Below are 26,522 nucleotides of genomic sequence, written 5' to 3' on the forward strand. Positions count from 1 at the left end.
CCTCTCCCCTCGGGGAGAGGGTGGCCGAGCGAAGCGGAGGCCGGGTGAGGGGGCCGCTGGCTCCGGCCATCGAGAAAGACCGCCCGCATGCCCGACAACAGTCGTGACACCGATGCCAGACCATCCCCGGACGCTCTCCTTGAGCGCGCCGAACGGGAAACGCGCGGCCGTCTGAAAATCTTCCTCGGCGCCGCCCCCGGCGTCGGCAAGACCTACGAAATGCTCATCTCCGGCCGCGCCAAGATCGCCGACGGCATGGATGTGGTGATCGGCGTCGTCGAGACGCATGGGCGCAAGGAAACCCAGGCACTGCTGGCCGGTTTCGAGATCATCCCCCGCGTCACGGTCGCCTATCGCGGCCAGGAGCTGGAGGAGATGGATCTCGACGGCATCCTGGCGCGCAAGCCCGATCTCGTTCTCGTCGACGAACTGGCGCATACCAATGCCCAGGGCAGCCGCCATCCGAAACGTTATCTCGACGTCAAGGAGCTGCTCGACCGCGGCGTCGACGTCTATACGACACTCAATATCCAGCATGTCGAGAGCCTGAACGACGTCGTTTCGCAGATCACCCGCATCCGCGTGCGCGAGACCGTGCCGGACTCGGTGATCGACATGGCCGACGATATCGAGATCATCGACCTGACGCCTGACGACCTAATCAAGCGGCTGCATGACGGCAAGGTTTATGTGGCGCGCACCGCCGAGCGGGCGCTCACCAACTATTTCACGCCGGGCAACCTGACGGCGCTGCGCGAGCTCGCCTTGCGCAAGACGGCCCAGCGCGTCGACGATCAGCTGCTGACCCATATGCAGGCGCATGCGATCCCTGGCCCGTGGGCGGCGGGCGAGCGGGTGCTCGTCTCGATCGACCATCATCCGCGCTCGGCCTCGCTGGTGCGCTATGCCGCCCGCATGGCCTCGCGGCTGCGTGCGCCCTGGTCGGCCGTCTATATCGAGACGAACCGCTCGATCAGCCTTTCGGAAGAGCAGCGCGACACGATCGCCGCGACGCTTCGGCTAGCCGGCCAGCTCGGCGGCGAGGCGCTGACGCTTCCCGGCCGCGAAGTCACCGAAGAGCTGCTGCGTCATGCCAGCGCCAACAACGTCACCCACATCGTCATCGGCTCGCCGAAGAAGCCGACCTGGCGCGAATGGCTGCAGCCCTCGGCGACCGACCAGTTGATCCGCCAGGCCGGCGATATCAGCGTCCATGTCATATCTGGCAACGAGAAGGACCAGACCGCCCAGCGTGGCGTCAAGGCTGCCGCGACGGCGCCGCTGTTCGACCTGCGCGCCTATGTGCTGGCGACTGCCTATGTGGCGATCGCGCTCGGCGTCGGCGTCGTGCTCGATCAGGTGCTCGATGTCCGCAACCTCGCCCTCGTCTTCCTGATGGCGGTGCTCACTTCCGCGGTTCTCCATGGACTGCGCCCGGCGCTCTACACCTGCATCATCAGCGCCCTCGCCTTCAATTTCTTCTTCCTGCCGCCACGCTACACGCTGACGATCAGCGATCCGGAGAGCGTGCTGGCGCTGTTCTTCTTCCTCGGCGTCGCCATCATCGCCTCGAACCTGACCGCAACAGTGCAACGTCAGGCCGCCGCCGCCCGGCAGCGCGCGCGCACCACTGAGGACCTCTATCTCTTTTCCAAGAAGCTCGCCGGAACCGGCACGCTCGACGACGTGCTCTGGGCGACCGCCTTCCAGATCGCATCGATGCTGAAGGTTCGCGTCGTGCTGCTGCTGCCGGAAGACGGAGGCATTGCCGTCAAGGCCGGCTATCCGCCCGACGATACGCTCGATGACGCCGATATCGCGGCTGCGCGCTGGGCCTGGGAGCACAATCACGCGGCCGGGCGCGGCGCCGATACCCTGCCCGGCGCCAAGCGTCTCTACGTGCCGTTGCGAACCGGCCGCACCGCCGTCGGCGTCATCGGCCTCGACAGCGACCGGCGCGACGGCCCGCTGCTGACGCCGGAGCAGCAGCGGCTGCTCGATGCGCTCGCCGATCAGGCAGCCCTCGCCATCGAGCGCGTCCAGCTCGTCGCCGATGTCGATCGCGCCAAGCTGGCGGCCGAAGCCGACCGGCTGCGCTCGGCGCTGCTGACCTCGATCTCGCACGACCTGAAGACGCCATTGGCCGCCATTCTCGGCGCGGCGGGGACGCTGCGCGACTATCTGAGCTCGATGCCGGAGGAAGACCGCAACGATCTCCTCTCCACGGTTGTCGACGAATCCGAGCGCCTCAACCGCTTCATCGCCAACCTGCTCGACATGACGAAGATCGAATCCGGCGCCATGGAGCCGAATTACGCGCTCCACTATGCCGGCGATATCGCCGGAAGCGCGCTGCGCCGCGCCGCCAAGATCCTCGAGCGCCACCGGACGGAGATGAACATCCCCGGTGATCTTCCCATGGTGAAGGTCGATCCGGTTCTTTTCGAGCAGGTGCTCTTCAATCTGCTCGACAACGCCGCCAAATATGCGCCCGAAGGCTCGACGATCCGCATCCGCGGCTCCGCCGATGCCTTCAGCGTGGCGCTCGAAATCTCCGACGAAGGCCCCGGCATTCCGGAAGGCGATCTCGACCGCATCTTCGATACGTTCTACCGTGTCCGCAAAGGCGACCAGGTGCGCGCCGGAACCGGGCTCGGGCTTTCCATCTGCCGCGGTTTCATCGAGGCGATGGGCGGCACCATCACCGCTGGAAACAGGACGGACCGCTCCGGCGCCGTCTTCACCATCCGGCTTCAGGGAACCAACGACATTCCGAAACTGGATGAACTCAAATGAGCGGTTCGCCCATTAAGATCCTCGTCGTCGACGACGAGCCCCCGATCCGCAAGCTGTTGCGCGTCGGTCTGACGGCACAGGGCTACGAAGTGCATGAGGCAGCCAATGCGCTGGCCGCGCGGGAATCCGTGGTCGATGATCTGCCGGATCTCGTCGTCCTCGATCTCGGCCTGCCGGATACGCCGGGTCACGACCTGCTGCAGGAATGGCGCGACGACGGGCTGACCATGCCTGTCGTCATCCTCTCCAGCCGCACCGATGAAGCCGGCATCGTCAAGGCGCTGGAAACCGGCGCCGACGACTACGTGACGAAGCCCTTCGGCATTGCCGAACTCGGCGCCCGCATCCGCGTCGCGCTCCGCCACCGGCTGCAGCAGCAGGGCGAAAAGGCGATCTTCCAGACCGGCGGCCTGTCGATCGATATCGTCAAGCGCATCGTCAAGGTCGATGGCAAGGAGATCAAGCTGTCGCCGAAGGAATATGACATCCTGCGCGTGCTCGCCCAGCATGCCGGCAAGGTGCTGACGCACCAGTTCCTGCTCAAGCAGGTCTGGGGGCCGGCGGCCGATGTGCAGTATCTGCGCGTCTATGTGCGGCAGCTGCGGCAAAAGGTCGAGCAGGTTCCCGATCAGCCGCACTATATTACGACGGAGACCGGCGTCGGCTACCGGCTTCGGGAACCGGACTGAGCGGTCCCGCCGCTTCTGCGAACATCTATGGAAATGACATGAATCTCGCTGATATCATCCTGCCGGAACACACCTTCATCGGCGTTTCCGCAGCAACCAAGTGGCGCGCCCTGCAGGCTATGGCGGAAAAGGCCGGCAAGGCCTTCGCGATCGAGGAGCAGCCGATCATCCGCGCGCTCGAAAGCCGCGAAAGCCTCGGCTCGACGGGGATCGGCAACGGCATCGCCGTTCCGCATGCGGCGATCCCCGGCATGACGAACCCGCGCGGACTGCTCATCCGCTTCGCCCATCCCCTCGATTTCGAGGCGATCGACGACATCAAGACCGATATCGCCTTCATGCTGCTCTTCGGCGAGAACAATCGCGGCGAGTATCTCAATGTGCTGGCCGCCATCGCCCGGCGCCTGCAAGCGCCGGGCGTGCTGGAATCGATGCGCAAGGCGCGCAGCGCCGACGAGCTTTATTCCGATTTCATCGCCGACTCCCGGCCCTAGTTAGAAGTCCCGCTGCAGACGCATAAAGCCGAAGATGCCGTCATCGCCGTCGTCTTCATCGCGATATTGCAGGCTGAGCTTGGCCTTCAGATCCTCGACAACCTTGTAGTCGACGGTCACGCCGGCCGCCCAGGCATCGCGGTTGCTGTATCCGCCGCCATCGGCAACGCCGTCGTCATCGGCATCGGCAATCACGTTGCCGAAATACTGGAAGCCCGGCGTCACCGCCCATTTGTCGGTCAGCTTGTATTCGTACTGGGCGCCGACGGTCCATTCGGATGCTTCGTAGTAATAGTTGATGCCGCTCGTCCAGGCGCCATAGAGGCCGAGCGTGCCGGGGCCGAGATCGGCATAGACGATGGCGCGGATCGCGACGTTGTTCTCGTCGGTGTCATAGCCTGCGAGCAGGTAGCCGGTCACGGCACCGAACTTGCCGGAGACCTGGCTGGCGATGCCGAGATCGTTGCCGCCGAAAGAACCGGGTTCCGAGTGGATGTAGTTGGTACCGACCTCGTCGAGCGAGATGCCGGCAGCAAAGTCGCCGCTCTCATACTGATAGCGGATCGAGTTCATCGTCGTCTCGTTGCTGGCGAGAATGTCGGTCTCGCCGGTCGCATCGTCGTCCCACCAGCTATATTGCTTGCCGAAGCGGAAGCCGGCGAGCTCGATATAGCCTTCATCGAGCGTCGGATCGCTTTCGCCGCCCTGATATTCGATACGGTAGGTGATGACGCCGGTCAGCGTGCCATATTCCGTGTCGCTCTTCGAGCTGAAGGTCACCTGGGCGCGGTTGAAAAAGCTCCAGTCCTCGTCATTGTTGGCCGCATCGCCGAAGCGGACTTCGCTTCTGAGGTAACCGCCGATCGCAAGGCAGGTCTCAGTACCCGGAATGTAGAAATACCCGCTGCCGTAGGCATCGCAGACGCGGACATATTCCACGGGCTCAGGTTCGGCCGCGACGATGGCGTCGGCAGCGTGGGCGCCGGAAACGGCAGCAAGGGCCGCGGCGGTGGCAAACAGGACGGTCTTGATATGCATGTCGATCGATCCCTTCGACAGGGTGGGGCAATGCCGCAGTTGCAGTCGGCAAGGCCTCATGTAGGAAGCGATCGGGCGAATGACCGTATTTGTTTCATTTCCCTGACACCTATCTCATACCGTGTGCCATTATTGGCACACCGCGGGGTATGGCCGGTCTGCAGGTCAAGCCCGGTACGTCCGTTTCAGAAACTGAATGTAAATGAAACGACATTCCAGAAAGCAGCTCTTTAAACGGAAGAACTTTCGTTTCATTATACGACCAAGTTGATAGAGTTTACGCAGAAACGAAGGAGGTTTTCATGCAGTCAACTCGGATCACACGGCTTCTCGCCGCCGCGGTCTTCGCCGGCAGCGTAGCAATCGGCGCCGTTGCGCCGGCATTTGCCGACCAGCAGCTTCTCAATGTGTCCTACGACCCGACGCGTGAATTGTACAAGGATTTCAACGCCGCCTTCGCTGCCAAGTGGCAGAAGGATACCGGTGAAGCGGTCACCATCCAGGCCTCCCATGGCGGCTCCGGCGCCCAGGCCCGCTCGGTTATCGACGGTCTCGAAGCCGATGTCGTGACGCTCGCTCTCGAAGGCGATATCGACGCCATCGCCAAGGCGACCGGCAAGATCCCGACGGACTGGAAGACCAAGTTCCCGAACAACTCGACGCCTTACACCTCGACGATCGTCTTCTTGGTGCGCAAGGGCAATCCGAAGGGCATCAAGGACTGGGGCGATCTCGTCAAGGACGACGTCCAGGTCATCACCCCGAACCCGAAGACCTCGGGCGGCGCCCGCTGGAACTTCCTGGCGGCCTGGGCATGGGCCAAGCAGGCAAATGGCGGCGATGAAGGCAAGGCACAGGAATATGTGACGCAGCTTCTGCAGCATGTTCCGGTTCTCGATACCGGTGCGCGCGGCGCCACCACCACCTTCGTCCAGCGCGGTCTAGGCGACGTTCTGCTTGCCTGGGAAAACGAAGCCTATCTCTCGCTCGAAGAACTCGGCCCCGACCAGTTCGAGATCGTCACCCCGAGCTTCTCCATCCGCGCCGATCCGCCGGTTGCGATCGTTGACGGCAACGTCGACAAGAAGGGCACCCGCAAGGTTGCTGAAGCTTACCTCAACTACCTCTATTCGGACGAAGGCCAGAAGATTGCGGCCAAGCACTATTACCGTCCGATCAAGCCGGAAGCCGCCGACAAGGCCGACATCGCCCGGTTCCCCGACTTGAAGCTCGCCACCATCGACGACTTCGGCGGCTGGAAGGAAGCTCAGCCCAAGTTCTTCGCCGACGGCGGGGTATTTGACCAGATCTACAAGCCGGCCCAATAATAGAGTTCATGAACGCACATAGCCACGCGCGGTGGCGGTTCAAGCGGCCGAGTGTCATTCCGGGTTTCGGAATGGCGCTCGGCTTAACCTTGACCTGGCTCACCCTTCTGATCCTTATCCCGCTATCGGGCCTTGCATGGCGCTCGAGCGAGCTCGGCTGGGAGAAATTCCTGTCGATCGCGCTCGATCCGCGTACGGTCAATGCGCTTCGCATCAGCTTCGGCGGCGCCTTTGTCGCCGCCTGCATCAATGCCGTCTTCGGCGTCATCCTCGCCTGGGTTCTGGTACGCTACCGCTTTCCCGGCAAGCGCATCATCGACGCCATGGTCGATCTTCCCTTCGCGCTGCCGACGGCAGTGGCCGGTATCGCGCTGACGACGCTCTATGCACCGAACGGCTGGATCGGCCAATTCCTGACGCCGCTCGGTATCAAGATCGCCTTCACTCCCGCCGGCATCGTCGTCGCCCTCATCTTCGTCGGCCTGCCCTTCGTGGTGCGCACGGTCCAGCCGGTCATGGAAGAAATCGACAGGGAAGTGGAGGAAGCCGCGGCGACGCTCGGCGCCAACCGTTTCCAGACGATCACCCGCGTCCTGCTGCCCGGCCTTGCGCCGGCGGTGCTGACGGGCTTTGCGCTCGCCTTTGCGCGTGGCGTCGGCGAATACGGCTCGGTCATCTTCATTGCCGGCAACCTGCCGTTCAAGTCCGAGATCGCCCCGCTTCTGATCGTCATCAAGCTCGAAGAGTATAATTACGCGGCCGCCACGGCGATCGCCGCCGTCATGCTCATCATCTCGTTCACCATGCTGCTCGTCATCAACCTGATCCAGAGCTGGCGCAGACGGAGGTACGGACATGGCGCTTGATACGGCCACCGCCGCCCCCAAGGTCCGCTCCGTCGTCACCGAAAGCCGGCTGGCGCGCTGGAGCCTGATCTTCCTGTCGCTGCTCTTTCTGCTGCTGATGGTCTTCCTGCCGCTGGCGGCAGTCTTCGTCGAAGCCTTCCGCAAGGGCGTCGTCGCCTTTTTCGAGGCGCTGCAGGATGCGGAAACCTTCTCGGCGATCCGGCTGACGCTGATCGTCGCCGGTATCAGCGTGCCGCTGAACCTGGTCTTCGGCGTCGCCGCCGCCTGGGCGATCGCCAAGTTCGAGTTCAAGGGCAAGGCGTTCCTGACGACGCTGATCGACCTGCCCTTCTCGGTCTCGCCGGTTATTTCGGGCCTGGTCTTCGTGCTGCTGTTCGGCGCCAATACCTATCTCGGCAAGTGGCTGGATGCCCACAGCATCAAGATCCTCTTCGCCGTTCCGGGTCTGGTGCTCGCCACCATGTTCGTCACCTTCCCCTTCGTTGCCCGCGAGCTGATCCCGCTGATGCAGGAACAGGGGACAGCGGATGAAGAGGCGGCACTGTCGCTCGGCGCCAGCGGCTGGCAGACCTTCTGGTATGTGACGCTGCCGAATATCAAGTGGGGCCTGCTCTACGGCGTGCTGCTCTGCAACGCCCGCGCCATGGGCGAATTCGGCGCCGTATCGGTTGTCTCCGGCCACATCCGCGGCCAGACCAACACCATGCCGCTGCAGGTGGAAATCCTCTACAACGAGTATAATTTCACCGGCGCATTCGCCGTCGCGACCTTGCTTGCCCTGCTTGCCCTTGTGACTCTTGTTTTGAAGACGCTGCTCGAAATGCGATACAGCGCGGAAATCGCCGCCAGCCGGCGGCACTGAAGGATTGAGAATGGAAGTTCGCGTTCAAAACATACGCAAGGAATTCGACCGGTTTCCGGCCCTGCACGACGTTTCGCTCGATATCCGCTCGGGCGAGCTGATCGCCCTGCTCGGCCCTTCCGGTTCCGGCAAGACGACATTGCTTCGCTTGATCGCGGGCCTCGAAAGCCCGACCGACGGCAAGGTGTTCTTCGGCGACGAGGATGCCTCGAAGAAGACCGTGCAGCAGCGCAATATCGGCTTCGTCTTCCAGCACTACGCGCTGTTCCGCCACATGACGGTGCTCGACAATGTCGCCTTCGGCCTCAAGGTCCGCAGCGGCGCGCGCCGTCCGCCGAAGGCCGAGATCCGCAAGCGGGCGCTCGAGCTGCTCGACCTCGTGCAGCTTTCCGGCCTTGAGAAGCGTTATCCGGCGCAGCTATCCGGCGGCCAGCGCCAGCGCGTGGCGCTCGCCCGCGCCATGGCGGTCGAGCCGAACGTGCTGCTGCTCGACGAGCCCTTCGGCGCGCTCGACGCCCAGGTTCGCAAGGACCTGCGCAAGTGGCTGCGGGAAATCCATGACCGCACCGGCCATACGACCGTCTTCGTCACCCACGACCAGGACGAAGCGATGGAACTTGCTGACCGCGTCGTCGTCATGAGCCAAGGCGCGATCGAACAGGTCGGCACGCCGGATGAAGTCTACGACCGGCCAAACTCACCCTTCGTCTTCGGCTTCGTCGGCCAGTCCAACTGTTTAAACGTGAAGATCGCCAATGGCGATATCCTGTTCGAGGGCCGCACGCTCGGCCTGAAGGCGGATGGCGAGCCGGATGGCGAAGCGCAGCTCTATTTCCGCCCGCACGACATCGAACTGCTGGACGCAAACCGCGGCGGCATTCCCGGCAAGCTGGCCTCAAGCCGCCGCGTTGCCGGAACACGGCATATCGAAATCGATATCGGGACCGCGCATCAGCATATCGAGCTGGAAGTTCCGCCCTCGCACACCGAGGTTCTCGACAGCAAGCATATCGCTTTCCGGCCGACGCGCTGGAAGCTGTTCCGGAAGGGCTGACCCCTCTACGCCGTCATGCTCGGGTCTGTCCCGAGCATCCGCAACGGCTGCGGGCGGCAAGACCGCCCGCTCTCACGTTCAATAGACTTCCGGAACATACATGTCCGGCGGAACCGGAACGCGCGAGTAATCGTCGTGACGCACGCGCGGCGGCAGGACGATGTGATCCTTCGGTACGTCCTCATAGGGGATCTGCTTCAAGAGGTGGTTGATCATGTTGAGGCGGGCGCGCTTCTTGTCGACGGCCTGAACGACCCACCACGGCGCCTCGGGGATGTGGGTATATTCCAGCATCTCTTCCTTGGCCTTGGTGTATTCTTCCCAATGCACGCGGCTTTCGAGGTCCATCGGCGACAGCTTCCACTGCTTTAGCGGATCCTGGATGCGCATGCGGAAGCGGAACTCCTGCTCCTCGTCGGTGATCGAGAACCAGTATTTGACGAGGATGATGCCGGAGCGCACCAGCATGCGCTCGAATTCCGGAACCGACCGGAAGAACTCGTCGAGTTCGTCCTTGGTGCAGAAACCCATCACGCGCTCGACACCGGCGCGGTTGTACCAGCTGCGGTCGAAGAGCGCCATTTCGCCTGCCGACGGCAGATGCGGGACGTAGCGCTGGAAATACCACTGGTTCCGCTCACGCTCGGTCGGCGCCGGAAGTGCGACGACGCGGCAGACGCGCGGGTTCAGACGCTGCGTGACGCGCTTGATCGCGCCGCCCTTGCCGGCTGAATCGCGGCCTTCGAAAAGCACGACGACCTTCAGCTTCTTGTGCTGCACCCAGTCCTGCAGCTTCACCAGCTCGTGCTGGAGGCGGAAGAGTTCGCGGAAATAGGTCTTGCGGTCGAGCACATCCTCAAGGCCGCCAGGCATGTTCTCGGCGACCAGCTCGTCCAGCCGGTCCTCCTCCATCTGCATTTCCAGTTCCTCGTCGAAACTGTCTGCAATCTCGTCCTTGATGCGGCGGAGCTGGTCGATTTCTTCCTGAGTCATGGTCCTGTCCCTCTGATCGGCGCCACATCAGCAGGGTTTGACGACAGTAATGTGACAATGCGAGCCGCGCGAGGGAGGTCGCCGGAGATACCGCAAAGTTGTGTCACGCAAGGTTCACGGGGCGGACGTAGTTTTGGTTGCTTTTCCATGAAAGGACAAGGACATGGCTGATATTGCCCCCGATCACCTGTTGCCTGAGTCCGGTAAGCACCCGCTGCATTCGTCGAGTGCAGGCAAGTGGTTCGTGCCGGTCTTTCTCGTCATTCTTCTCTGCGGCCTTGGATATGTGGCCTATGCGCTCGGCCGCGATCTGACCGAAGCCTCCGCGGTTCCGTGGATCCTGCTTGGCCTGGCGCTGCTGATTGCGCTCGGCTTCGAGTTCGTCAACGGCTTCCATGACACTGCAAATGCTGTCGCCACCGTCATCTACACGCGCTCGATGCCCGCCGAGCTCGCCGTCATCTGGTCCGGCTTCTTCAACTTCCTCGGCGTGCTGACATCGACGGGCGCCGTCGCCTTCGGCATTCTGGCACTCCTGCCGGTCGAGCTCATCCTGCAGGTCGGCTCGGGATCGGGCCTTGCGATGGTCTTCGCGCTGTTGATCGCGGCGATCTTCTGGAACCTCGGCACCTGGTATCTCGGCCTGCCCTCCTCCAGCTCGCACACGCTCGTCGGCTCGATCATCGGCGTCGGCCTCGCCAACCAGTTTCTCGCCCCGGCGGGAAGCGCCACCAGCGGTGTCGACTGGTCGCAGGCGACCAGTATCGGCCTGTCGCTGCTGATTTCTCCGCTGATCGGCTTCGCTCTCTCGGCCGTGCTTCTCCTCGTTATGAAGTTCCTTGTACGCAAGAAGGAGCTCTATGAGGAGCCGAAGGGCAACCAGCCACCACCGCTCTGGATCCGGGCAATCCTGATCTTCACCTGCACGGGCGTCAGCTTCGCCCATGGCTCCAACGACGGCCAGAAGGGCATGGGCCTGATCATGCTCATCCTGATCGGTCTGGTTCCGACGGCCTTCGCGCTGAACCGCACGCCTGACGTCAACTACCTAGAAGCCTACAAGCAGGCCTCAGCCCAGGTCGAAACCGCGCTCGGCAAATATGTGAAGCCCGGCGTGACCGTGACCGACTACAAGGCCGAGGTCAGCAATGCGGTGAAGACCAAGACCTGGACGGACGCGACCACCCCTGCCCTGCAGCAATATATCCACCAGACGAGCGCCGAAGTCGCCGCCTTCCCGACGCTCGAAGCCGTTCCGACCAATCTCGTCGGCAACGTGCGTAACGACATCTACCTCATCGGTGAATCACTGAAGCTGATCGACAAGCAGAAGCTTCTGCCAATGGATGCCACCGATCTGCAGGCCGTGACCAACTACCATAAGGCCGTCGACAACGCGACGAAGTTCATCCCGCTCTGGGTGAAAGTCGCTGTGGCGCTGGCGCTCGGCCTCGGCACCATGGTCGGCTGGAAGCGTATTGTCGTCACCGTCGGCGAGAAGATCGGCAAGACGCATCTGACCTATGGTCAGGGCGCTGCCGCCGAAGTCGTCGCCATGGCGACGATCGGCGCGGCCGATCATTTCGGCCTGCCTGTTTCGACGACGCATGTGTTGTCGTCAGGCGTCGCCGGCACGATGGCCGCCAACGGCTCCGGCCTTCAGTGGTCGACGGTCCGCAACATGCTGATGGCATGGGTGCTGACGCTGCCGGCCTCGATCGCCATCGCCTTCGTGCTCTTCATCATCCTTCGCCAGGTCTTCTAAGGCTCCTGACGAAGGAAAACCGCGACAAATGCTGCGGCGCATGATAAGCGCGCCGCAGCTTCTTATCAGGTACCCGCTTTCCCATGATCCGCATCGAAAATATCAGCAAGCAGAACAGCCACCGCATTCTCTATCTCGAGGCATCCGCCGCGCTCAACAAGGGCGAGAAGATCGGCCTCGTCGGCCCGAACGGCGCCGGCAAGACGACGCTGTTCCGCATGATCACCGGCGACGAGACGCCGGATGAAGGCCAGATCTCCGTCGAGAAGGGCATGACCGTCGGCTATTTCAACCAGGATGTCGGCGAGATGTCCGGCCGCAGCGCCGTTGCCGAAGTCATGGAGGGCGCCGGCCCCGTCAGCGAAGTCGCCGCCGAACTGCGCGATCTCGAAGCCGCCATGTCCGACCCCGACCGCATGGACGAGATGGACGCGATCATCGAGCGCTACGGCGAAGTGCAAGCCCGCTACGAAGAGCTCGACGGCTACGCGCTGGAAGGCCGCGCCCGCGAAGTGCTCGACGGTCTGAGCTTCACGCAGGAAATGATGGACGGCGATGTCGGCAAGTTGTCCGGCGGCTGGAAGATGCGCGTGGCGCTCGCCCGCATCCTGCTGATGCGTCCGGACGTGATGCTGCTCGACGAACCGTCGAACCATCTCGATCTCGAAAGCCTGATCTGGCTTGAAGACTTCCTGAAGAATTTCGACGGTGCGCTGCTGATGACCTCGCACGACCGCGAATTCCTCAACCGCATCGTCACCAAGATCATCGAGATCGACGCCGGTTCGCTCAACAGCTACTCGGGCGACTACGCCTTCTACGAAAACCAGCGGGCGCAGAACGAGAAGCAGCAGCAGGCGCAGTTCGAGCGCCAGCAGGCGATGCTCGCCAAGGAAATCAAGTTCATCGAGCGCTTCAAGGCCCGCGCCTCGCATGCCGCCCAGGTGCAGAGCCGCGTCAAGAAGCTCGACAAGATCGAACGCGTCGAGCCACCGCGCCGCCGCCAGACGGTCGCCTTCGAATTCCTGCCGGCTCCGCGCTCGGGCGAAGACGTCATCAACATCAAGAACGTCCACAAGAAGTACGGCAGCCGCAGCATTTACGAAGGCCTGGATTTCATGGTCCGCCGCAAGGAGCGCTGGTGCATCATGGGCGTCAACGGCGCCGGCAAGTCGACGCTCCTGAAGCTCGTTGCCGGTTCGACTGACCCCGATCAGGGCAGCGTCGCGCTCGGCGCCAGCGTAAAGATGGGCTATTTCGCCCAGCACGCCATGGACCTGCTCGATGGCGAGCGCACGGTCCTCGAATGGCTGGAGGATTCCTTCCCGCTCGCCGGCCAGGCTCCGCTTCGCGCGCTGGCAGGCTGCTTCGGCTTCTCGGGTGACGACGTCGAGAAGAAGTGCCGCGTGCTCTCGGGCGGCGAAAAGGCCCGCCTGGTCATGGCCAAGATGCTGTTCGACCCGCCGAACCTGCTGGTCCTTGACGAACCGACCAACCACCTCGACCTCGACACCAAGGAAATGCTGATCAAGGCGCTCGCCGAATACGAAGGCACCATGCTCTTCGTCTCGCACGACCGCCACTTCCTGGCAGCACTCTCCAACCGCGTCCTGGAACTGACGCCTGACGGCATCCACCAGTATGGCGGCGGCTATACCGAGTATGTCGAACGCACCGGCCAGGAAGCGCCTGGGTTGCGGAGCTAATCCCGCGCTCGGAGCGAGATCGTGTGGTGGCGTAATTGCCCGCGCTCAATCTCGCAGATCGCGAAAGAGGGAGCGTCGGTCAACGCAGGCGTTGGCCGGCCCTCAAGCAGAAGCGGATTGGGCTCGCAGAGCGAGCCGCAGATATGAACTGGCGTGGTGCCTAGCCTGCCGGAAACAGGGCGGTGAACGTGTCCGCATAATATTGCCAGCACGGCGCTGTTCGCACCTCCCAAAACCTCGGCAAGCGCATCCGCTTTTCTGCACATCATCGCGTCCAGCAGCGCGATACCCGTCTCGACCGGCGGCTGATGCATGAAGATCATGGAAGGTGCGTTCGCGGCCGCTAGCGCGTTTTGCAGCCAGGCAAGATGGGGAGCCGCGTCTCCATGGCTGGCACCGGGTACGGTGACATCGAGACCGAGGAATGTGAGGCCTGCCTGGGCACAGCTGAAATGCATCGGCTGGCCCGCGGCACAGAACTCCGGCAATTCACGAGACATCATCTCCTGGCAATCACTGTTTCCGGGTAGGACATGGACCGCGCAATCGAGGCCTCGCAGCATATCGCCCACCGCCCGGTAGCCTTCCCGCCATCCATCATCGACGAGGTCGCCGGTTATGACGACGAGATCGGGGCGCAGGCCATGGATCCACCCCACAGCGTCGCCAAGCCGGTCGAGACCCGTTGAATGCGGGCTTGCGTGGATGTCGGATATCTGGGCCAAAAGCATTGCACTCTCCGGTCGGCTGAAACCGGAGAGTGCAACATGTGTTTCAGAGCTGCAACTCGTTGCGGTGTGCTTTAGCTCGCCCGGTTGCCCGCCTCGTCGAAGACATGCAGGTGCTGCGCCGGGAAGGTGACGTTGACCTTCGGGCCGGCCGACAGCGCCTCGCGGTTCAGCGTGAAGACCTTGAACGGCAGGCCGTGCAGCGACAGGTGCAGGATGATGCCGAAGCCGGTTGGTTCGATGAGTTCGACATCGGCGCTCATGCCGTTGCCATCGGATGACATGACGACATGCTCGGGACGGATGCCGAGCGTGACCTTCGCGCCGTTGGCGACGGACAGCGGTGCGGAAAGCGGGACGATCGTGCCGTCCTTCAGCTTCACGCCGCCATTCTCATAGGTCGCGTCGAGGAAGTTCATGCCCGGAGAGCCGATGAAGCCGGCGACGAACAGGTTTGCCGGGCGGTCGTAGAGCTCCAGCGGGCTGCCGACCTGCTGCACGACGCCGCCATGCATGGCGACGATGCGGTCAGCGAGCGTCATGGCTTCGATCTGGTCGTGGGTGACGTAGATCGAGGTTGCCTTCAGATCGCCATGCAGCTTCTTGATTTCGGCGCGCATCTGCTCGCGCAGGCGGGCATCGAGGTTCGACAGCGGCTCGTCGAACAGGAAGGCCTTCGGTTGGCGCACGATGGCGCGGCCCATGGCGACGCGCTGGCGCTGGCCGCCGGACAGAGCCTTCGGACGGCGCTCCAGCAGCGGATCGAGGCCGAGCTTCGAGGCAGCGGAGCCGACGGCGCTGGCGATTTTCTCCTTGGCTGTCTTCCGGAGCTTCAGGCTGTAGCTCATGTTGCCCGCGACATTCATATGCGGATAGAGCGCATAGGACTGGAACACCATGGCGATGTCGCGATCCTTCGGGTGCAGATCGTTGACGCGGTTGCCGCCGATGCGGATTTCGCCGCCGGAGATGTCCTCGAGGCCGGCGATCATGCGCAGCAGCGTGGACTTGCCGCAGCCGGACGGGCCGACGAGAACGACGAATTCGCCGTCGCCGATCTTGAGGTCGACATCGTGCAACACCTGCACGTGGCCATAGGCCTTCTTGACGTTCTGGATATCGATCGATGCCATGTGTTTAACCCTTGACCGCGCCGGCCGTCAGGCCCTGCACAAGATAACGTTGGATGAGCAGGAAGAAGAGACCGGCCGGGATGAGCGCCATGACGCCCGCCGCCATCATCTGCCCGAAATCCACGGAGAATTTCGAAACGAAGGTGAGAAGCCCGACCGGGAAAGTCGCCGCATCATTGCCGTTGATCAGCATCAGCGCGAAGAGCAGCTCGCTCCATGCCGCGGTGAAGACGAAGCCGAGCGTGGCCGCGATCCCCGGTAGTGTCAGCGGCAGGATGATCTGCCGGAACGCCGTGAACTGCGTCGCGCCGTCGATCATCGCCGCCTCCTCCAGATCCTTCGGAATGCCGTCGAAGAAGGACTGCATCAGGAAGGTTGCGAAGGGAACGTTGAAAGCCGTGTAGACGATCACCAGACCCGTCAGGCTGTTCGTCAGATGCAGCGGCGTCAGGATCTTGAAGATCGGCGCGACGAGCATGACGAGCGGGAACATCTGGGTCAGCAGCATCAGCGCCACGATCCAGTATTTTGCCCGGAAGTTGAAACGCGACAGGGCATAGCCGGACAGCGAGGCGCAGATCGTCACGGTGATCGCCGTCGAGGCCGAGACGATCAGGCTGTTCTTGAAGAAGGTCGGAAAGGCGCTGTGCTGCAGGACGAAGGAATAGTGCTCCCAGGTCGTGCGCGACGGCCACATGCGAACGCCCTCGGAATAGAGAAGGTCGTTCGGCGTCACCGAAACCTTCAGGAGCCAGAAGAGCGGGAAGAGCGCAAAGAGGATGTAGCAAAGGATTGCCAGACGATGCGCGATAGTGGGGATGACGGATCGCTTCATGGTCTCAATCCTTGTTCAGCAGGGTCTGCCGCAGCAGGATGATCAGCATGGAATAGGCAAGCAGCAGCGCGAGCAGGACGAGCGCGATCGCCGAGGCATATCCGAAGTCCAACCGCTTGAAGGCCTGGGTAAAGATGTAGCTCGCAACGATCTGCGTGCGGTCCGCCGGGCCGCCGCCGGTCATGACGACGATCAGGTCGGCGAAATTCGAGATCCAGACGGTGCGCAGCAGCACGGTGATGGCAATCGTCGGCGCCAGGAACGGCAGCGTGATCGAGCCGAAACGCTGGAACCAGCCGGCGCCGTCGATCGAGGCCGCCTCGTAGAGATCGCGCGGGATCGCCTGCAAGGCGGCGAGCAGCGTGATCGCGAAGAACGGAATGCCCCACCAGACATTGGCGATGATCGGTCCCCACATCGCATATTGCGGGTCCGAGAGAATATTGCCGGGCTCGCTCATCAGGCCCATCGCGTAGAGCCAGTGCGGGATCGGCCCGATGACCGGATTGAAGAGCCAGGCCCAATTGAGACCTGCAAGAAAGGACGGAACGGCCCACGGCAGGAAGACCAGCGCCTGAACGATGCCTCTGCCCCAGAACGGTTTGTCGAGCAGCAGGGCGAGGATCAGGCCGAAGACGAACTGCAGGATGACGGAAGCGCCGGTCCACCACAGCGTATTCTTGAGCGCGCCGTAGAAGGCGGCGTCCTTGGAAAGGTCGCGGAAATGCTCGAGCCCGATGAAGCCGCCGGAGAACGGATTGAGGAGCTGGATGTCGCGGAACGCATAGGAGATCCCGATCACCAGCGGCACCATCATCACGCCGATGATTAGGATCAGCGAAGGGGCGCTATAGAGATAGGGTTCCGAGGCATCGGCGAGACGCTTCAGCCACGGCCTGCGGTCGCGGCGCCTATCGAGCGTATCGGCGGTCATAGTCATCGGTGGTCGGCTTTCCGTGTTCTTGTCTAATAGCCTTGGCGTATGCAGCCCCCTCATCCGGCCCTACGGGCCACCTTCTCCCCGAGGGGGAGAAGGGAATGCAGAGGTTGCCGCAAAACCCCTTCTCCCCAGCGGGGAAGCTGCCGGCAGGCGGATGAGGGGGCTCCGGGTTCGGAGCCCACCCGATTTACTTCGCCAGATGCTTCTGCTGAGCCTTGGTCAGGTAATCAGCCCACTGGTCGGCAAGGTCCTTCGGCGAGATGTCGCCGAGGAGGGCCTGCTGCGAGGTCTTGATCGCCAGCGAGTCCTTGAAGAAGGCGAATTCTTCGAGGTAGGTCGGCATGACGGTCGGGACGGTGTCCTTGTCGGCGAGTTCCTGGAACCAGCCCTTGAACTGGTCACCGGCGTAGAACGGATCCTTCTCGGCTGCCGTATAGGCCGGCAGAGCGCCGATCTTCTTGTTCCACTCGATGTTGCCATCCGGGCTTTCGAGGGTTTCGATCAGCTTCCAGGAGAGATCCTTGTTCTGGCTCGTCGTGAACATCGACCAGCCGGCATAGCCGATGGTCGGGAAGGATTTGCCATCCGGGCCCTTCGGCAGCGGGATGACGCCGAAGTCTTCGGCCTTCATGCGCTCGGCAATGGCGATGAGCGCGTCCGGATCCTGGTCGAGGAAGGCGCAGGTGCCGGAGTAGAAGCCGGCCACGACTTCGTTGAAGCCCCAGTTGACGCTATCCTTCGGCGCATAGCCCTTCTTGTAGAGATCGACCATCCATTCCAGACCCTTGGCCCAGCCTTCGCTGTTCATGGTCGAGGTGCCGTCGTCGTTGAAATACTTGTTGGAGCCGGCCATCGAGGCGGCGAAGATCATCCAGCCGTTCAGGCCGCCCGGACCGCCGCGCATGCAGTAGCCGTACTTGCCCGAGATCTTGGAGACGGCTTCGGAAGCCTTGGTGAACTCCTCCATCGTCTTCGGCGGTTCTTTCACGCCCGCTTCGGCGAGCAGCTTCTTGTTGTAGAACATGGCGCGCAGATAGAAGCCGTAGGGCAGCATGTATGCGGTGTTCTTGACGTCGCGGCCGAGCTCCAGGGCGCGGGGCGTCAGGTCCTTGGTGTGTTCCCACTTGGCGAGATAGGGCTCGAGGCTTTCGAGCATGCCGTTATTGCCGTAGAGCGACAACCAGGTGTCCGGCATTTCCATGACATCGGGCGTATCGCCGGCCGAAACCATGGTTGCAAACTTCTGGAAGGCTTCGTTCCAGGGCAGCGAGATGATCTCGACCTTGGTGCCCGGATTGGCGGCTTCGAACTTGCCGACGATCGACTTCAGCGTCTCGGTGCGCTCCGGGCTGGTGATGACTTCGACGAGTTTCAGCGTCGTGTCGGCGAAGGCCGTTCCTGCCATCATGGTGGCGAAGAGCGTAGCGGTTATCAGTCTTTTCATGCTCAGTTCCCCTTTTGTTGAAGGTGTTTCTCTCACTATTGTCGTCACGAAGCGGCGGCGATCGCCTCTTCGATATCCGTCCACAGGGCCTCGGTTCCTTCGAGGCCGACATGGAGGCGTACGGACCGCGGATGAATGCCAAAGGCATGCGCGGAATTCGGCTGTGCCTTCTGCTGAAGCACGACCTCGCCCGGTACGATCAGGCTTTCATGTCCACCCCAGCTCACGCCCAGTTTGAAGAGCTTGAGGTGATCGGCGAAGGTGCGGATATCCACGCCTTCGCGGAAGATGAAGGAGAAGAGGCCCGACGTGCCGTTCAAGCCCGCAGGCAGGCGGTTGGCGAGGCCCGGATGGCAGACCTGCTCGACGCAATCGAGCGCCTGCAGGCGCTGGGCGATCGTCATCGCCGCCGTCTGGTGGGCCTTCATGCGGATCGGCAGGGTGCGCAGGCCGCGGATCAACAGCCAGGCATCGAAGGGCGAAAGCTTGCCGCCGAGATAGGGATAGGCCTCGGCCTTGATGCGGGCGATCATCTCCTTCGAACCGGCGACGATACCGGCGACGACATCGCTATGGCCGCCGAGATATTTCGAGGCCGAATGGATGACGATATCGACGCCCAGCGTGATCGGCCGCTGGAAGATCGGGCTTGCCCAGCTGTTGTCGATCATGGTGACGACGTCGTGCTTCTTGGCAAGCGCCGCCAGTGCGCCGACATCGTGGGCTTCCATCACCCAGCTCGTCGGGCTTTCCATGTAGAAGACCTTGGCGCCCGGAAGCGCCTTGGCGACCTCTTCCTCGTCGCGGCCGTCGACATAGGTGACCTCGACCTTCATCCGCTTCAGGATGGTGCCGAACAGGCGGAAGGCATCGGGATAGACATGCTTGACGGCGACGATGCGGTCGCCCGGCTCGACGAAGCTCAGGACGGCGGACGAGATCGCCGCCATGCCGCTTGCAAAACCGAGCGCGTCTTCGGCACCCTCGAGCTTCGCCAGCATCTCCTCGAACATGCGCACCGTCGGGTTGAGGCCGCGCGTATAGATCGGCCGCACCTTCTCGCCGCGATAGGAGGCGATCATGTCGTCGTAGCCGGAGAAGGTGAACAGCGAGGCTTGGAAGATCGGCGGCACCACGGCCTCGGCGAAATTGCCGTCGTCATGGGCGGTGATCAGCGAAGCGAAATCGAACGGTTCGGAGCCGTCAGTCATTTGGACATTTCCTTGATGTCTTCCTCGACGACGTCGAGGATTTTCAATGTTTCGCAGCGCGCCGCTTCGGGGTCCTGAGCGGCAATCGCGTTGAAAAGCGTGCGGTGAAAGGGAAACGAGCGGCGGGCAAAGTCCTGCCGGTCGAAGGGATGCGACCAGAAGCGCACGAAGGTCTCGCGCATCTGTTCCAGAAGCTGGCCGAACATCGGATTATGCGTGGCATCGTAGACCGCCATGTGGAAGGCGAGGTCCTCAGGGCCCGATGTGCCCTTGGCGATATGGACGCGCTCCATCTCGTTCAGCTTGGTCTCGATGTTGACGACATCCTCAGCCGTACGCTTGCGCGCTGCGACCATCGCCGCCTCGCACTCGATGCCGCGGCGCACTTCCAGCGTCTGCAACAATGCATCGCGCAGATTGGCGCCTTCGAACGAGAGCGGAACGTGAATGGTCGCCTTCGAAACCGGTTTCAGTAGATAGGTTCCGCTGCCCTTCCGGGTCTCGATGACGCCGAGTGCTTGGAAGTGGCGGATGGCTTCGCGAATGGTCGAACGTCCGACAGCAAGGGCAGACATCAGCTCGCGCTCGGCCGGAAGCCGGTCGCCCGCCTTCAGCTTCGCATCCTCGACGTAATGCGCCAGCGCCTCAGTCACCTGACGCGCACGATCGATCGCCGGAAGCGGCCGGATGACCGGCCTGTCGCCCACATTTGCCTTCATGGTTCCCCATTTTTCTTTATCAGGCAGCCGACCTTAAATTGGTCTGACATCTTAGCATTCCGTAAGAATCTTTCGCCGTCAAGGGCGGTGACGAAAGAATTGGTTCATGAATTGGCGATGGCGCGCCGACCCATATGGTGGCGCGAAAAAGCGTTCAGCCCTGCAGGCTGGCGGCTACGTTGAGAAGCATGCGGCGGCAGTCTTCGAGTTCCGACATCAGAATGAATTCGTCGGCCTTATGAGCGCGGGCGATGTCGCCGGGGCCGCAGATGATTGCGGGAATGCCGGCGCGCTCGAAGAGGCCGGCCTCGGTTCCGTAGCTCACCGCCGGGACGGCTGCCACGCCCGAGGCATCACCGACCAGCGCAGCGAGCGGGCTACCGGCCGGGAGCGCCATGCCGGGATAATCGGAGATCGTTTCCGTCGTCACCTCGAAGCCCCTCGCCTGGAGCGCGCGTGCCGCGGCCAGCACAGGCTGTAGAAGCGCGGAGGGCTCGATGCCCGGTACGGCGCGAACCTCGATGTCGAGCCGCGCATGTTCCGGGATGACATTCAGCGCCACGCCGCCGCTGACGATTCCAGCCTGAAGTGTCGAATAGGGCGGCGCGAAGAGCATGTTCTGATCGGCCTGTTCCAGCCGCTCCGATTGCCGGACGGACTCCGACAACACGCTGGCGAGCGCGTGGATCGCATTGCGGCCGAGATCGGGGCGCGAGGAATGGCCTGCCGTTCCCCTGATCGAGATGCGCACGGCCGCCTTGCCCTTATGCGAAAGGATCGGCGCCATACCGCTCGGTTCGCCGACGATGCAGCCGGACGGCAAGGCGCAGAGCGACGGTATCGCGGCGATCATATGCGGCACGCCACGGCAGCCCGCTTCCTCATCGTAAGAGAAGGCGAAATGCAGCGGGCGGTCGAGGCGCATGGCGGCGATTTCGGGCACGACCGACATTGCCGCGGCGAGAAATCCCTTCATGTCGCTCGTTCCCCGTCCGTATAGACGGTTTCGCTCGGCGCGGAGCGTGAAGGGATCGGACGACCATGTCTGACCTTCTGCCGGAACGACGTCCGTATGGCCCGACAGGATCACTCCCGGCCGCTCCACAGGGCCGAAACTGGCGAACAGGTTGGACCGGTCACCTTCCGGTCCGGGAAGGACATGCACGCTCGCGCCGAAGGCCTGAAGATAGTCCCTGACATAGGAAACGATTGCCGCATTGGGTGTGCCGACGACCGACGGAAAACCGATCAGCCGGGCCAATATCTCCTGCACATCCGCCGTCATCCTCGCCCCTCCCCTAAAGCTCGATCAGCACGCTCTTCTGGCGGCGGTTCGACTTGTAGGCCTCCTTGCCGAGATCCTTGCCGATGCCGGAGCTCTTGTAACCGCCGGTCGGCAGGATGTGGTCGCGCGAGCGGCCGTAGCGGTTGACCCAGATGGTGCCCGCCTCGATCCGCTTCGCCGCTCTCAGCCCCTGCGACAGGTCCGTCGTGTAGACACCGGCGGCAAGGCCGTAGGAGGGGTGATCGCTGAGCGCGAAGGCTTCCTCTTCGTCGTCGAAAGTCTGCAGCGTCAGCACCGGGCCGAAGATCTCCTCGGCGAGCGCCGGCGAATTCGCGGCGAGGTTCGCAAGGATCGTCGGCTCGTAGAAATAGCCCTGCCGTTCCATTCGCTTGCCGCCGATGACGCACTCCGCGCCACCTGTAATCGAGGCATCGACGATGGTTTCGATGCGCTGCAGCTGGCGTTCGGAAATGACCGGCGAATAGTCGCTTTCGGCGTCCCAGGTCGGCCCGGCGCGATGCGTGGACATCGCCTCCGTGAGCGCTGCCAGCAGTGGCTCCGCGATACGCCGGTCGGCGATCACCCGCGTACCGGCGACGCAGGTCTGCCCGGCGTTCAGGAGAATGCTGCGGGCGATGCAGCCGGCGGCTTTCTTGAGATCGGCCGAGGCGAAGACCACTTGCGGGCTCTTGCCGCCAAGCTCCAGCGTCACCGGCTTGATCTGCGACGAGGCAATCGTCTTCATGATCGCGCCACCCGCAACGGTCGACCCGGTGAAGCTCACCTTGGCGATATCGGGATGCGCGACGATGCTGGCGCCGGTCGTCGGACCGTCCCCGAGCACGACATTGACGATACCGGCTGGGATACCGGCGCGCACGGCGAGTTCCGCGAGATAGAGTGTCGAGAACGGCGTCAGTTCGGACGGTTTCAGCACGATTGCGTTGCCTGCCGCGAGCGCCGGTCCCATCTTCCAGCCGGCCATCGAGAGCGGCACGTTCCAGGGGGTGATAGCCCCGACCACGCCATAGGGCTCGCTGAGGATCATGCCGAGATGGTTGCCGTCCGTCGGCACGACGTCTCCGCCCTCCTTGTCGGCCATTTCGGCGAAGAAGCGGATCTGCTCGGCTGTCACCGCGACATCGATCGATACGGACTGCGCGATTGGACGCGCCGAGGAAAGGGATTCCAGCCGCCCGAGCTTTTCGCCCTCGGCGATAATCAGATCGGCCCAGCGATGCAGCGCCTCGGCGCGCAGGCGCGGACGCCATGTAGCCCAGCCGCTCGATCTCAGTGCGCTCTTTGCCGTCGAGACGGCCTGATCGACGATATCGGTACTGGCGACCGGGCAGCGCGCATAGCTGACGGCGTCGGACGGGCGCAGCAGCTCGATCTCCGGTGCGCCAGAGACAAGCCTGTCGCCGATCCAGTGGCCGAGGGGAAGTTCGATGCGATCGGGATCGAAGGAAATCGTCATGGCAAAACCGTCAGGAAATGGAATTGAAAAGAGACGGCGGCGCATGGCCGCCGGAAAGGCAAATGACCGCGGGGCGCAAACCCCGCGGCCGTTCGATCAGGCCTGTTTGACGCGCGGCGTCTGGCTGCCTTGCAGATTGCGGGTCAGGAGCGTGACGACGACGAGCGTGACGACGTTCAGGACGAGCGCGACGATGCCGACATTGAGATCGGCCAGCGGCGCCGGCAGGAAGGGGAAGAGCGCCGCAACCGTGCTCTTCGTCAGCGTGACCCAGGCAACGGTCGCCTCACCGACGATGACGCTGGCGAAGGCCGCAATCCGGGTAACCGGATTGTTACGCATAAGGCTTGCGAGCAGCACCGGGAAGAGCTGCGTGACGAAGGCATAAGCCATCAGCAGCAGCGCAACGATCGTATCGCCGCCACCCAGCGTGAAATAGACCGCAACCAGCATGACGCAGGGCGCCATCAGCTTGGCAACGAAGCCGACATGGGCTTCGCTGACCTGCGGACGCAGCGGGCGATAGATGTTGTTGGCGACCAGCGTCGCTGCCGTCACCAGGATCATCGATCCCGGCACCAGGGCCGTCAGCACGCCGGCAGCGCCGATGACGCCGACGAACCAGGGGTCGAAGGTCTGCAGCGAGATCTTGAACAGCGCCAGGTCGATATCGCCGCCCTGTAGGCCGGGGACCTGAAGCACGGTGGCAAAGCCGACGAAGAAGATGAACAGCAGCATCAGCTGGTAGATCGGCAGGACATAGGCGTTCTTGCGCAGCGCATCTTCCCGCTTCGCAGCGAAGGTTGCGGTGAACATATGCGGCCACATGTAGAAGCCAAGGGTCGAAAGCAGCACGGTGGAAACCAGCCAGGTCGAGCTCTGGCCGCTTTCCGGCAGCGCCAGGAAGCCGGGCTTTGCCTGATCGATCGCCTCGAACATCGCGCCGATACCGCCATAATAGTGGTATGGCAGGTAGAGGCCGAGGAACACCGCGACCGACATCACCAGGATGTCCTTGACGACGGAGGTCCAGGCCGAGCCGTGGATGCCGGAGACGAAGACATAGGCGGCAACGATGACGGCACCGATCCAGATGCCCTGCGTCGACGAGATCGCCGAATAGGAGGCGACGTTGATGATGATGCCGAGACCCTTGAGCTGCAGGATGAGATAGGGGATCAGCGCCACGACGCCGACGACGGCGACGAGAACACCGAAGGACCGGCTCTCATACTTGGCTGCGAAGAAATCCGGTTGCGAGATGAGCTTGCGCTCCTTGGCATAGCGCCAGATCGGCGGCAGCAGCCAATAGGAGAGCACGAAGCACAGGCTGCCATAGCCCAGCATGTAATAGGCCGGCGCGCCCTTGCCATAGGCATAGCCACTGCCGCCCAGGAAGACGAAGGTGGTGTAGATCTCGCCTGCCATCAGCAGGAAGATGATCATGGCACCGAATCCGCGGCCACCGACGGTCCACTGCTCGAGGTTCATGTCCTTGCCGCGGCGGGCACGAAGGCCGAGTGCCAGGGCGACGATGAGGATGCCGAAAATGAAGAAAAGGGCGCTGTTCACTTCCGCTCTCCTTCAGCTGCATCGCTGGCATGGGCGCCGGATGCCTTGTCGGAGAAATAGATGCAGGCCATGACGATCGAAGTCGCCACCAGCATCAGCGAATACCATCCGAGCATGAAGGGCATGCCCAGAATGAACGGCTTCACCTGGTTCAAAAAGAACGGGGCAACGAGAACCCCGCAGATCGGTATCAGACTAAGTAAATGTATGGGTCGCATATGTTCCATCCTCTATGAAGCGACTGGTCGATTGTCCCGCTCTTCCGGCGGATTGCTCCCGCACCCCTCTCCTCCTCAGAGATGGTTCGGTAATTCCTGAGATGTCGTGTTTGGCCTCTAGCGCCGCCCGCCGGCGAGCAGCCTGGCCTCCGGATCCCGCCGCAATCGCCACATAGCGATACAGCCGGCGAAGGGGCCGATTGCCAGCATGGTGAAGGCTCCGGGCCAGCCGAAGAGATCCCGCACTTCGGGCACAAGATGAATGCTGGCCATGGTCAGCAGAAATCCCGCGCAGGTCTGCGCCGTCAGCAGCGTTCCGACCGAACTCGGCTCGGCAAGCTCTGCGATCGATGCCGAAAACTGCGCGGAATCGGCGATCACGGTGATGCCCCAGATGATCGCGACCGGGATTAGCACGGCGAGCGGCGCGGCATAGAGCCAGCCGATCAGCGCTGCGCAGATGCCGCTTGCGGCCATGGCCGTGATCGTCACGAAGGTACGCCCCCGGCGATCCGCAAGCATGCCGCCGAACCAGGATCCGACTGCGCCGACCGCGACGGCCGCGAAAGTCAGCCACGCCGCCTTCGCATCCGAATTTTCCATGCCGCGATCCGCGAAGGACTGGTGCAGGAAGACCGGCAGCCATGCCCACATGGCGTAGAGCTCCCACATGTGGCCGAGATAGCCGAGATTGACGCGCCTGAGCGACGTACGGCGCCAGCTCTGGGCGATCTTGCTCATGTCGACCGCGCTGGCGCGGCGAATGTTCGGGCCGAGCTTGACGAAGCCGATCAGCACCGCCGCCGCCAAGGCTGAAGCCGAGGCAACACCATAGATCGCCCGCCACTCGACATCGCCGGTCGCAGCCAGCAGATGCGGGCTTGCCGAACCCAGCGTCAGCGCTCCGACCAGCAGACCGATGAGCAGGCCGAGATCGCGATTGGCCCAGGTCGCCGCCATCCGCATGCCGACGGGATAAACGCCCGCCATGCAGACGCCGGTCAGAAAGCGCAGCAGGATTACCGCGCCGCCGGTCGGTGGCAGGAAGATCAGGCAGCCGGTCGCAACCGCGGCGATCGCGGCGCAGAGCGCAAACAGCCGCCTTGGGTCAAAACGGTCGGCGAGCGACAGCATGGCCGAGACGATGGTGCCGGCGACAAAGCCGATCTGAACCGCCGTCGTCAGCAGCGCCTCCTGCGAGGCGCCGATCGTGTAATGCTGCTTGATGCCGGCGATTGCCGCGCTCGAAGAGAACCAGACGCTCATCGCCGCCACCTGCGCGGCGAGGATCAGTGCCAACGATAGAGCCTTGCCAGTGCCTGGCGCGGCGAGCGGGTTGGCGCCGGGGGGTGTCGTTCGCCCGCTCATC

General features: G+C 62.9%; 23 protein-coding genes. 9 read left to right on the forward strand and 14 right to left on the reverse strand.

The features are described from left to right. Window positions 1–87: 87 nt before the first annotated feature. Genes ACQZ5H_RS14510 through ACQZ5H_RS14520 form a run of 3 tightly spaced genes read left to right on the forward strand, consistent with a single transcriptional unit; the run spans window position 88 to window position 3,979 of the window. Window positions 88–2,796: a DUF4118 domain-containing protein gene (locus tag ACQZ5H_RS14510; protein WP_449098118.1), complete on the forward strand. Its 2,709-nt coding sequence runs from the start codon at window positions 88–90 to the stop codon at window positions 2,794–2,796. After that, a complete protein-coding gene (locus ACQZ5H_RS14515; RefSeq protein ID WP_112711018.1) occupies window positions 2,793–3,485 on the forward strand; it encodes a response regulator transcription factor in 693 nt (230 codons plus the stop codon). Before ACQZ5H_RS14510 ends, ACQZ5H_RS14515 begins: the two co-directional genes overlap by 4 nt. Window positions 3,486–3,523: 38 nt before the next feature. Next, window positions 3,524–3,979, forward strand: a complete 456-nt coding sequence (locus ACQZ5H_RS14520) for a PTS sugar transporter subunit IIA (RefSeq protein ID WP_449098119.1) — start codon at window positions 3,524–3,526, stop codon at window positions 3,977–3,979. Here ACQZ5H_RS14520 and ACQZ5H_RS14525 read toward each other — a convergent pair whose 3' ends face one another. Beyond that, on the reverse strand, window positions 3,980–5,017 hold the full coding sequence (locus ACQZ5H_RS14525; RefSeq protein ID WP_449098120.1) for a porin: 1,038 nt from the start codon (window positions 5,015–5,017) through the stop codon (window positions 3,980–3,982). Window positions 5,018–5,319: 302 nt separating this feature from the next. Between ACQZ5H_RS14525 and ACQZ5H_RS14530 the strand changes: the two genes are divergently transcribed. From ACQZ5H_RS14530 to ACQZ5H_RS14545, 4 genes are read left to right on the forward strand one after another with little or no spacing between them, the layout of a single operon-like run. Continuing rightward, window positions 5,320–6,345, forward strand: coding sequence for a sulfate ABC transporter substrate-binding protein (locus tag ACQZ5H_RS14530; protein WP_199628126.1), 1,026 nt, complete (start codon window positions 5,320–5,322; stop codon window positions 6,343–6,345). 8 nt (window positions 6,346–6,353) lie between these two features. Beyond that, window positions 6,354–7,211 carry a sulfate ABC transporter permease subunit CysT gene (gene cysT, locus ACQZ5H_RS14535; protein WP_130281306.1) on the forward strand — a complete coding sequence of 286 codons (858 nt, stop codon included), beginning with the start codon at window positions 6,354–6,356 and terminating at the stop codon, window positions 7,209–7,211. Beyond that, window positions 7,201–8,073, forward strand: coding sequence for a sulfate ABC transporter permease subunit CysW (cysW, locus tag ACQZ5H_RS14540; protein ID WP_449098121.1), 873 nt, complete (start codon window positions 7,201–7,203; stop codon window positions 8,071–8,073). Before cysT ends, cysW begins: the two co-directional genes overlap by 11 nt. 10 nt (window positions 8,074–8,083) lie before the next feature. Then, window positions 8,084–9,127 carry a sulfate/molybdate ABC transporter ATP-binding protein gene (locus ACQZ5H_RS14545; protein WP_130281308.1) on the forward strand — a complete coding sequence of 348 codons (1,044 nt, stop codon included), beginning with the start codon at window positions 8,084–8,086 and terminating at the stop codon, window positions 9,125–9,127. A gap of 78 nt (window positions 9,128–9,205) precedes the next feature. Here the strand turns inward: ACQZ5H_RS14545 and ppk2 are convergent, their stop codons facing one another. Then, window positions 9,206–10,120, reverse strand: a complete 915-nt coding sequence (ppk2, locus tag ACQZ5H_RS14550) for a polyphosphate kinase 2 (protein WP_203430795.1) — start codon at window positions 10,118–10,120, stop codon at window positions 9,206–9,208. Between the two features lie 163 nt (window positions 10,121–10,283). On the opposite strand from ppk2, the gene ACQZ5H_RS14555 reads away from it, so the two are divergent. Beyond that, a complete protein-coding gene (locus ACQZ5H_RS14555) occupies window positions 10,284–11,885 on the forward strand; it encodes an inorganic phosphate transporter (RefSeq protein WP_449098122.1) in 1,602 nt (533 codons plus the stop codon). An 83-nt stretch (window positions 11,886–11,968) separates the two neighbouring features. Beyond that, window positions 11,969–13,591, forward strand: a complete 1,623-nt coding sequence (locus ACQZ5H_RS14560; protein ID WP_199628129.1) for an ABC-F family ATP-binding cassette domain-containing protein — start codon at window positions 11,969–11,971, stop codon at window positions 13,589–13,591. On the opposite strand, the gene ACQZ5H_RS14565 is transcribed toward ACQZ5H_RS14560, so the two are convergent. The 12 genes from ACQZ5H_RS14565 to ACQZ5H_RS14620 all read right to left on the reverse strand — a co-directional run bounded on the left by ACQZ5H_RS14565 (window position 13,588) and on the right by ACQZ5H_RS14620 (window position 26,521). Continuing rightward, the gene (locus tag ACQZ5H_RS14565) at window positions 13,588–14,322 is read right to left on the reverse strand and encodes a metallophosphoesterase (RefSeq protein ID WP_449098123.1); all 735 of its coding nucleotides are present in this window, start codon (window positions 14,320–14,322) and stop codon (window positions 13,588–13,590) included. The genes ACQZ5H_RS14560 and ACQZ5H_RS14565 overlap by 4 nt on opposite strands. A 71-nt stretch (window positions 14,323–14,393) precedes the next feature. Beyond that, entirely contained in the window at window positions 14,394–15,452 is a 1,059-nt protein-coding gene (locus ACQZ5H_RS14570; protein WP_112711027.1) for a sn-glycerol-3-phosphate ABC transporter ATP-binding protein UgpC, read from the reverse strand. 4 nt (window positions 15,453–15,456) lie between these two features. Beyond that, window positions 15,457–16,287, reverse strand: a complete 831-nt coding sequence (locus ACQZ5H_RS14575) for a carbohydrate ABC transporter permease (protein WP_112711028.1) — start codon at window positions 16,285–16,287, stop codon at window positions 15,457–15,459. Window positions 16,288–16,291: 4 nt separating this feature from the next. Beyond that, window positions 16,292–17,227: a carbohydrate ABC transporter permease gene (locus ACQZ5H_RS14580; RefSeq protein WP_130281315.1), complete on the reverse strand. Its 936-nt coding sequence runs from the start codon at window positions 17,225–17,227 to the stop codon at window positions 16,292–16,294. Window positions 17,228–17,414: 187 nt separating this feature from the next. After that, window positions 17,415–18,671 (reverse strand): ABC transporter substrate-binding protein, encoded by a 1,257-nt coding sequence (locus ACQZ5H_RS14585; protein WP_130281319.1) that lies wholly within the window; start codon window positions 18,669–18,671, stop codon window positions 17,415–17,417. 44 nt (window positions 18,672–18,715) lie between these two features. Next, on the reverse strand, window positions 18,716–19,882 hold the full coding sequence (locus tag ACQZ5H_RS14590) for a PLP-dependent transferase (protein WP_449098124.1): 1,167 nt from the start codon (window positions 19,880–19,882) through the stop codon (window positions 18,716–18,718). Then, window positions 19,879–20,601 carry a FadR/GntR family transcriptional regulator gene (locus ACQZ5H_RS14595; protein WP_199628131.1) on the reverse strand — a complete coding sequence of 241 codons (723 nt, stop codon included), beginning with the start codon at window positions 20,599–20,601 and terminating at the stop codon, window positions 19,879–19,881. The genes ACQZ5H_RS14590 and ACQZ5H_RS14595 overlap by 4 nt, the downstream gene beginning before the upstream one ends. Window positions 20,602–20,755: 154 nt before the next feature. Then, window positions 20,756–21,886 (reverse strand): acetylornithine deacetylase, encoded by a 1,131-nt coding sequence (argE, locus tag ACQZ5H_RS14600; protein ID WP_449098125.1) that lies wholly within the window; start codon window positions 21,884–21,886, stop codon window positions 20,756–20,758. 13 nt (window positions 21,887–21,899) lie between these two features. Continuing rightward, window positions 21,900–23,363, reverse strand: a complete 1,464-nt coding sequence (locus ACQZ5H_RS14605; protein ID WP_449098126.1) for an aldehyde dehydrogenase family protein — start codon at window positions 23,361–23,363, stop codon at window positions 21,900–21,902. A gap of 96 nt (window positions 23,364–23,459) precedes the next feature. Further along, entirely contained in the window at window positions 23,460–24,935 is a 1,476-nt protein-coding gene (locus ACQZ5H_RS14610) for a sodium:solute symporter family protein (RefSeq protein ID WP_449098127.1), read from the reverse strand. Continuing rightward, window positions 24,932–25,153: a DUF3311 domain-containing protein gene (locus tag ACQZ5H_RS14615; protein ID WP_112711316.1), complete on the reverse strand. Its 222-nt coding sequence runs from the start codon at window positions 25,151–25,153 to the stop codon at window positions 24,932–24,934. Before ACQZ5H_RS14615 ends, ACQZ5H_RS14610 begins: the two co-directional genes overlap by 4 nt. A 117-nt stretch (window positions 25,154–25,270) precedes the next feature. Then, window positions 25,271–26,521, reverse strand: a complete 1,251-nt coding sequence (locus ACQZ5H_RS14620; protein ID WP_449098128.1) for an MFS transporter — start codon at window positions 26,519–26,521, stop codon at window positions 25,271–25,273. Between the last annotated feature and the right edge of the window lies 1 nt (window position 26,522).

This window comes from Rhizobium sp. 21-4511-3d, assembly GCF_053522545.1.

Bases quoted from the DNA above. Each gene is read 5' to 3' on its own strand.
- ACQZ5H_RS14510 (WP_449098118.1), top strand. From the start codon at position 88: ATGCCCGACAACAGTCGTGACACCGATGCCAGACCATCCCCGGACGCT.
- ACQZ5H_RS14515 (WP_112711018.1), top strand. From the start codon at position 2,793: ATGAGCGGTTCGCCCATTAAGATCCTCGTCGTCGACGACGAGCCCCCG.
- ACQZ5H_RS14520 (WP_449098119.1), top strand. From the start codon at position 3,524: ATGAATCTCGCTGATATCATCCTGCCGGAACACACCTTCATCGGCGTT.
- ACQZ5H_RS14525 (WP_449098120.1), bottom strand. From the start codon at position 5,017: ATGCATATCAAGACCGTCCTGTTTGCCACCGCCGCGGCCCTTGCTGCC.
- ACQZ5H_RS14530 (WP_199628126.1), top strand. From the start codon at position 5,320: ATGCAGTCAACTCGGATCACACGGCTTCTCGCCGCCGCGGTCTTCGCC.
- cysT (WP_130281306.1), top strand. From the start codon at position 6,354: ATGAACGCACATAGCCACGCGCGGTGGCGGTTCAAGCGGCCGAGTGTC.
- cysW (WP_449098121.1), top strand. From the start codon at position 7,201: ATGGCGCTTGATACGGCCACCGCCGCCCCCAAGGTCCGCTCCGTCGTC.
- ACQZ5H_RS14545 (WP_130281308.1), top strand. From the start codon at position 8,084: ATGGAAGTTCGCGTTCAAAACATACGCAAGGAATTCGACCGGTTTCCG.
- ppk2 (WP_203430795.1), bottom strand. From the start codon at position 10,120: ATGACTCAGGAAGAAATCGACCAGCTCCGCCGCATCAAGGACGAGATT.
- ACQZ5H_RS14555 (WP_449098122.1), top strand. From the start codon at position 10,284: ATGGCTGATATTGCCCCCGATCACCTGTTGCCTGAGTCCGGTAAGCAC.
- ACQZ5H_RS14560 (WP_199628129.1), top strand. From the start codon at position 11,969: ATGATCCGCATCGAAAATATCAGCAAGCAGAACAGCCACCGCATTCTC.
- ACQZ5H_RS14565 (WP_449098123.1), bottom strand. From the start codon at position 14,322: ATGCTTTTGGCCCAGATATCCGACATCCACGCAAGCCCGCATTCAACG.
- ACQZ5H_RS14570 (WP_112711027.1), bottom strand. From the start codon at position 15,452: ATGGCATCGATCGATATCCAGAACGTCAAGAAGGCCTATGGCCACGTG.
- ACQZ5H_RS14575 (WP_112711028.1), bottom strand. From the start codon at position 16,287: ATGAAGCGATCCGTCATCCCCACTATCGCGCATCGTCTGGCAATCCTT.
- ACQZ5H_RS14580 (WP_130281315.1), bottom strand. From the start codon at position 17,227: ATGACTATGACCGCCGATACGCTCGATAGGCGCCGCGACCGCAGGCCG.
- ACQZ5H_RS14585 (WP_130281319.1), bottom strand. From the start codon at position 18,671: ATGAAAAGACTGATAACCGCTACGCTCTTCGCCACCATGATGGCAGGA.
- ACQZ5H_RS14590 (WP_449098124.1), bottom strand. From the start codon at position 19,882: ATGACTGACGGCTCCGAACCGTTCGATTTCGCTTCGCTGATCACCGCC.
- ACQZ5H_RS14595 (WP_199628131.1), bottom strand. From the start codon at position 20,601: ATGAAGGCAAATGTGGGCGACAGGCCGGTCATCCGGCCGCTTCCGGCG.
- argE (WP_449098125.1), bottom strand. From the start codon at position 21,886: ATGACGGCGGATGTGCAGGAGATATTGGCCCGGCTGATCGGTTTTCCG.
- ACQZ5H_RS14605 (WP_449098126.1), bottom strand. From the start codon at position 23,363: ATGACGATTTCCTTCGATCCCGATCGCATCGAACTTCCCCTCGGCCAC.
- ACQZ5H_RS14615 (WP_112711316.1), bottom strand. From the start codon at position 25,153: ATGCGACCCATACATTTACTTAGTCTGATACCGATCTGCGGGGTTCTC.
- ACQZ5H_RS14620 (WP_449098128.1), bottom strand. From the start codon at position 26,521: ATGAGCGGGCGAACGACACCCCCCGGCGCCAACCCGCTCGCCGCGCCA.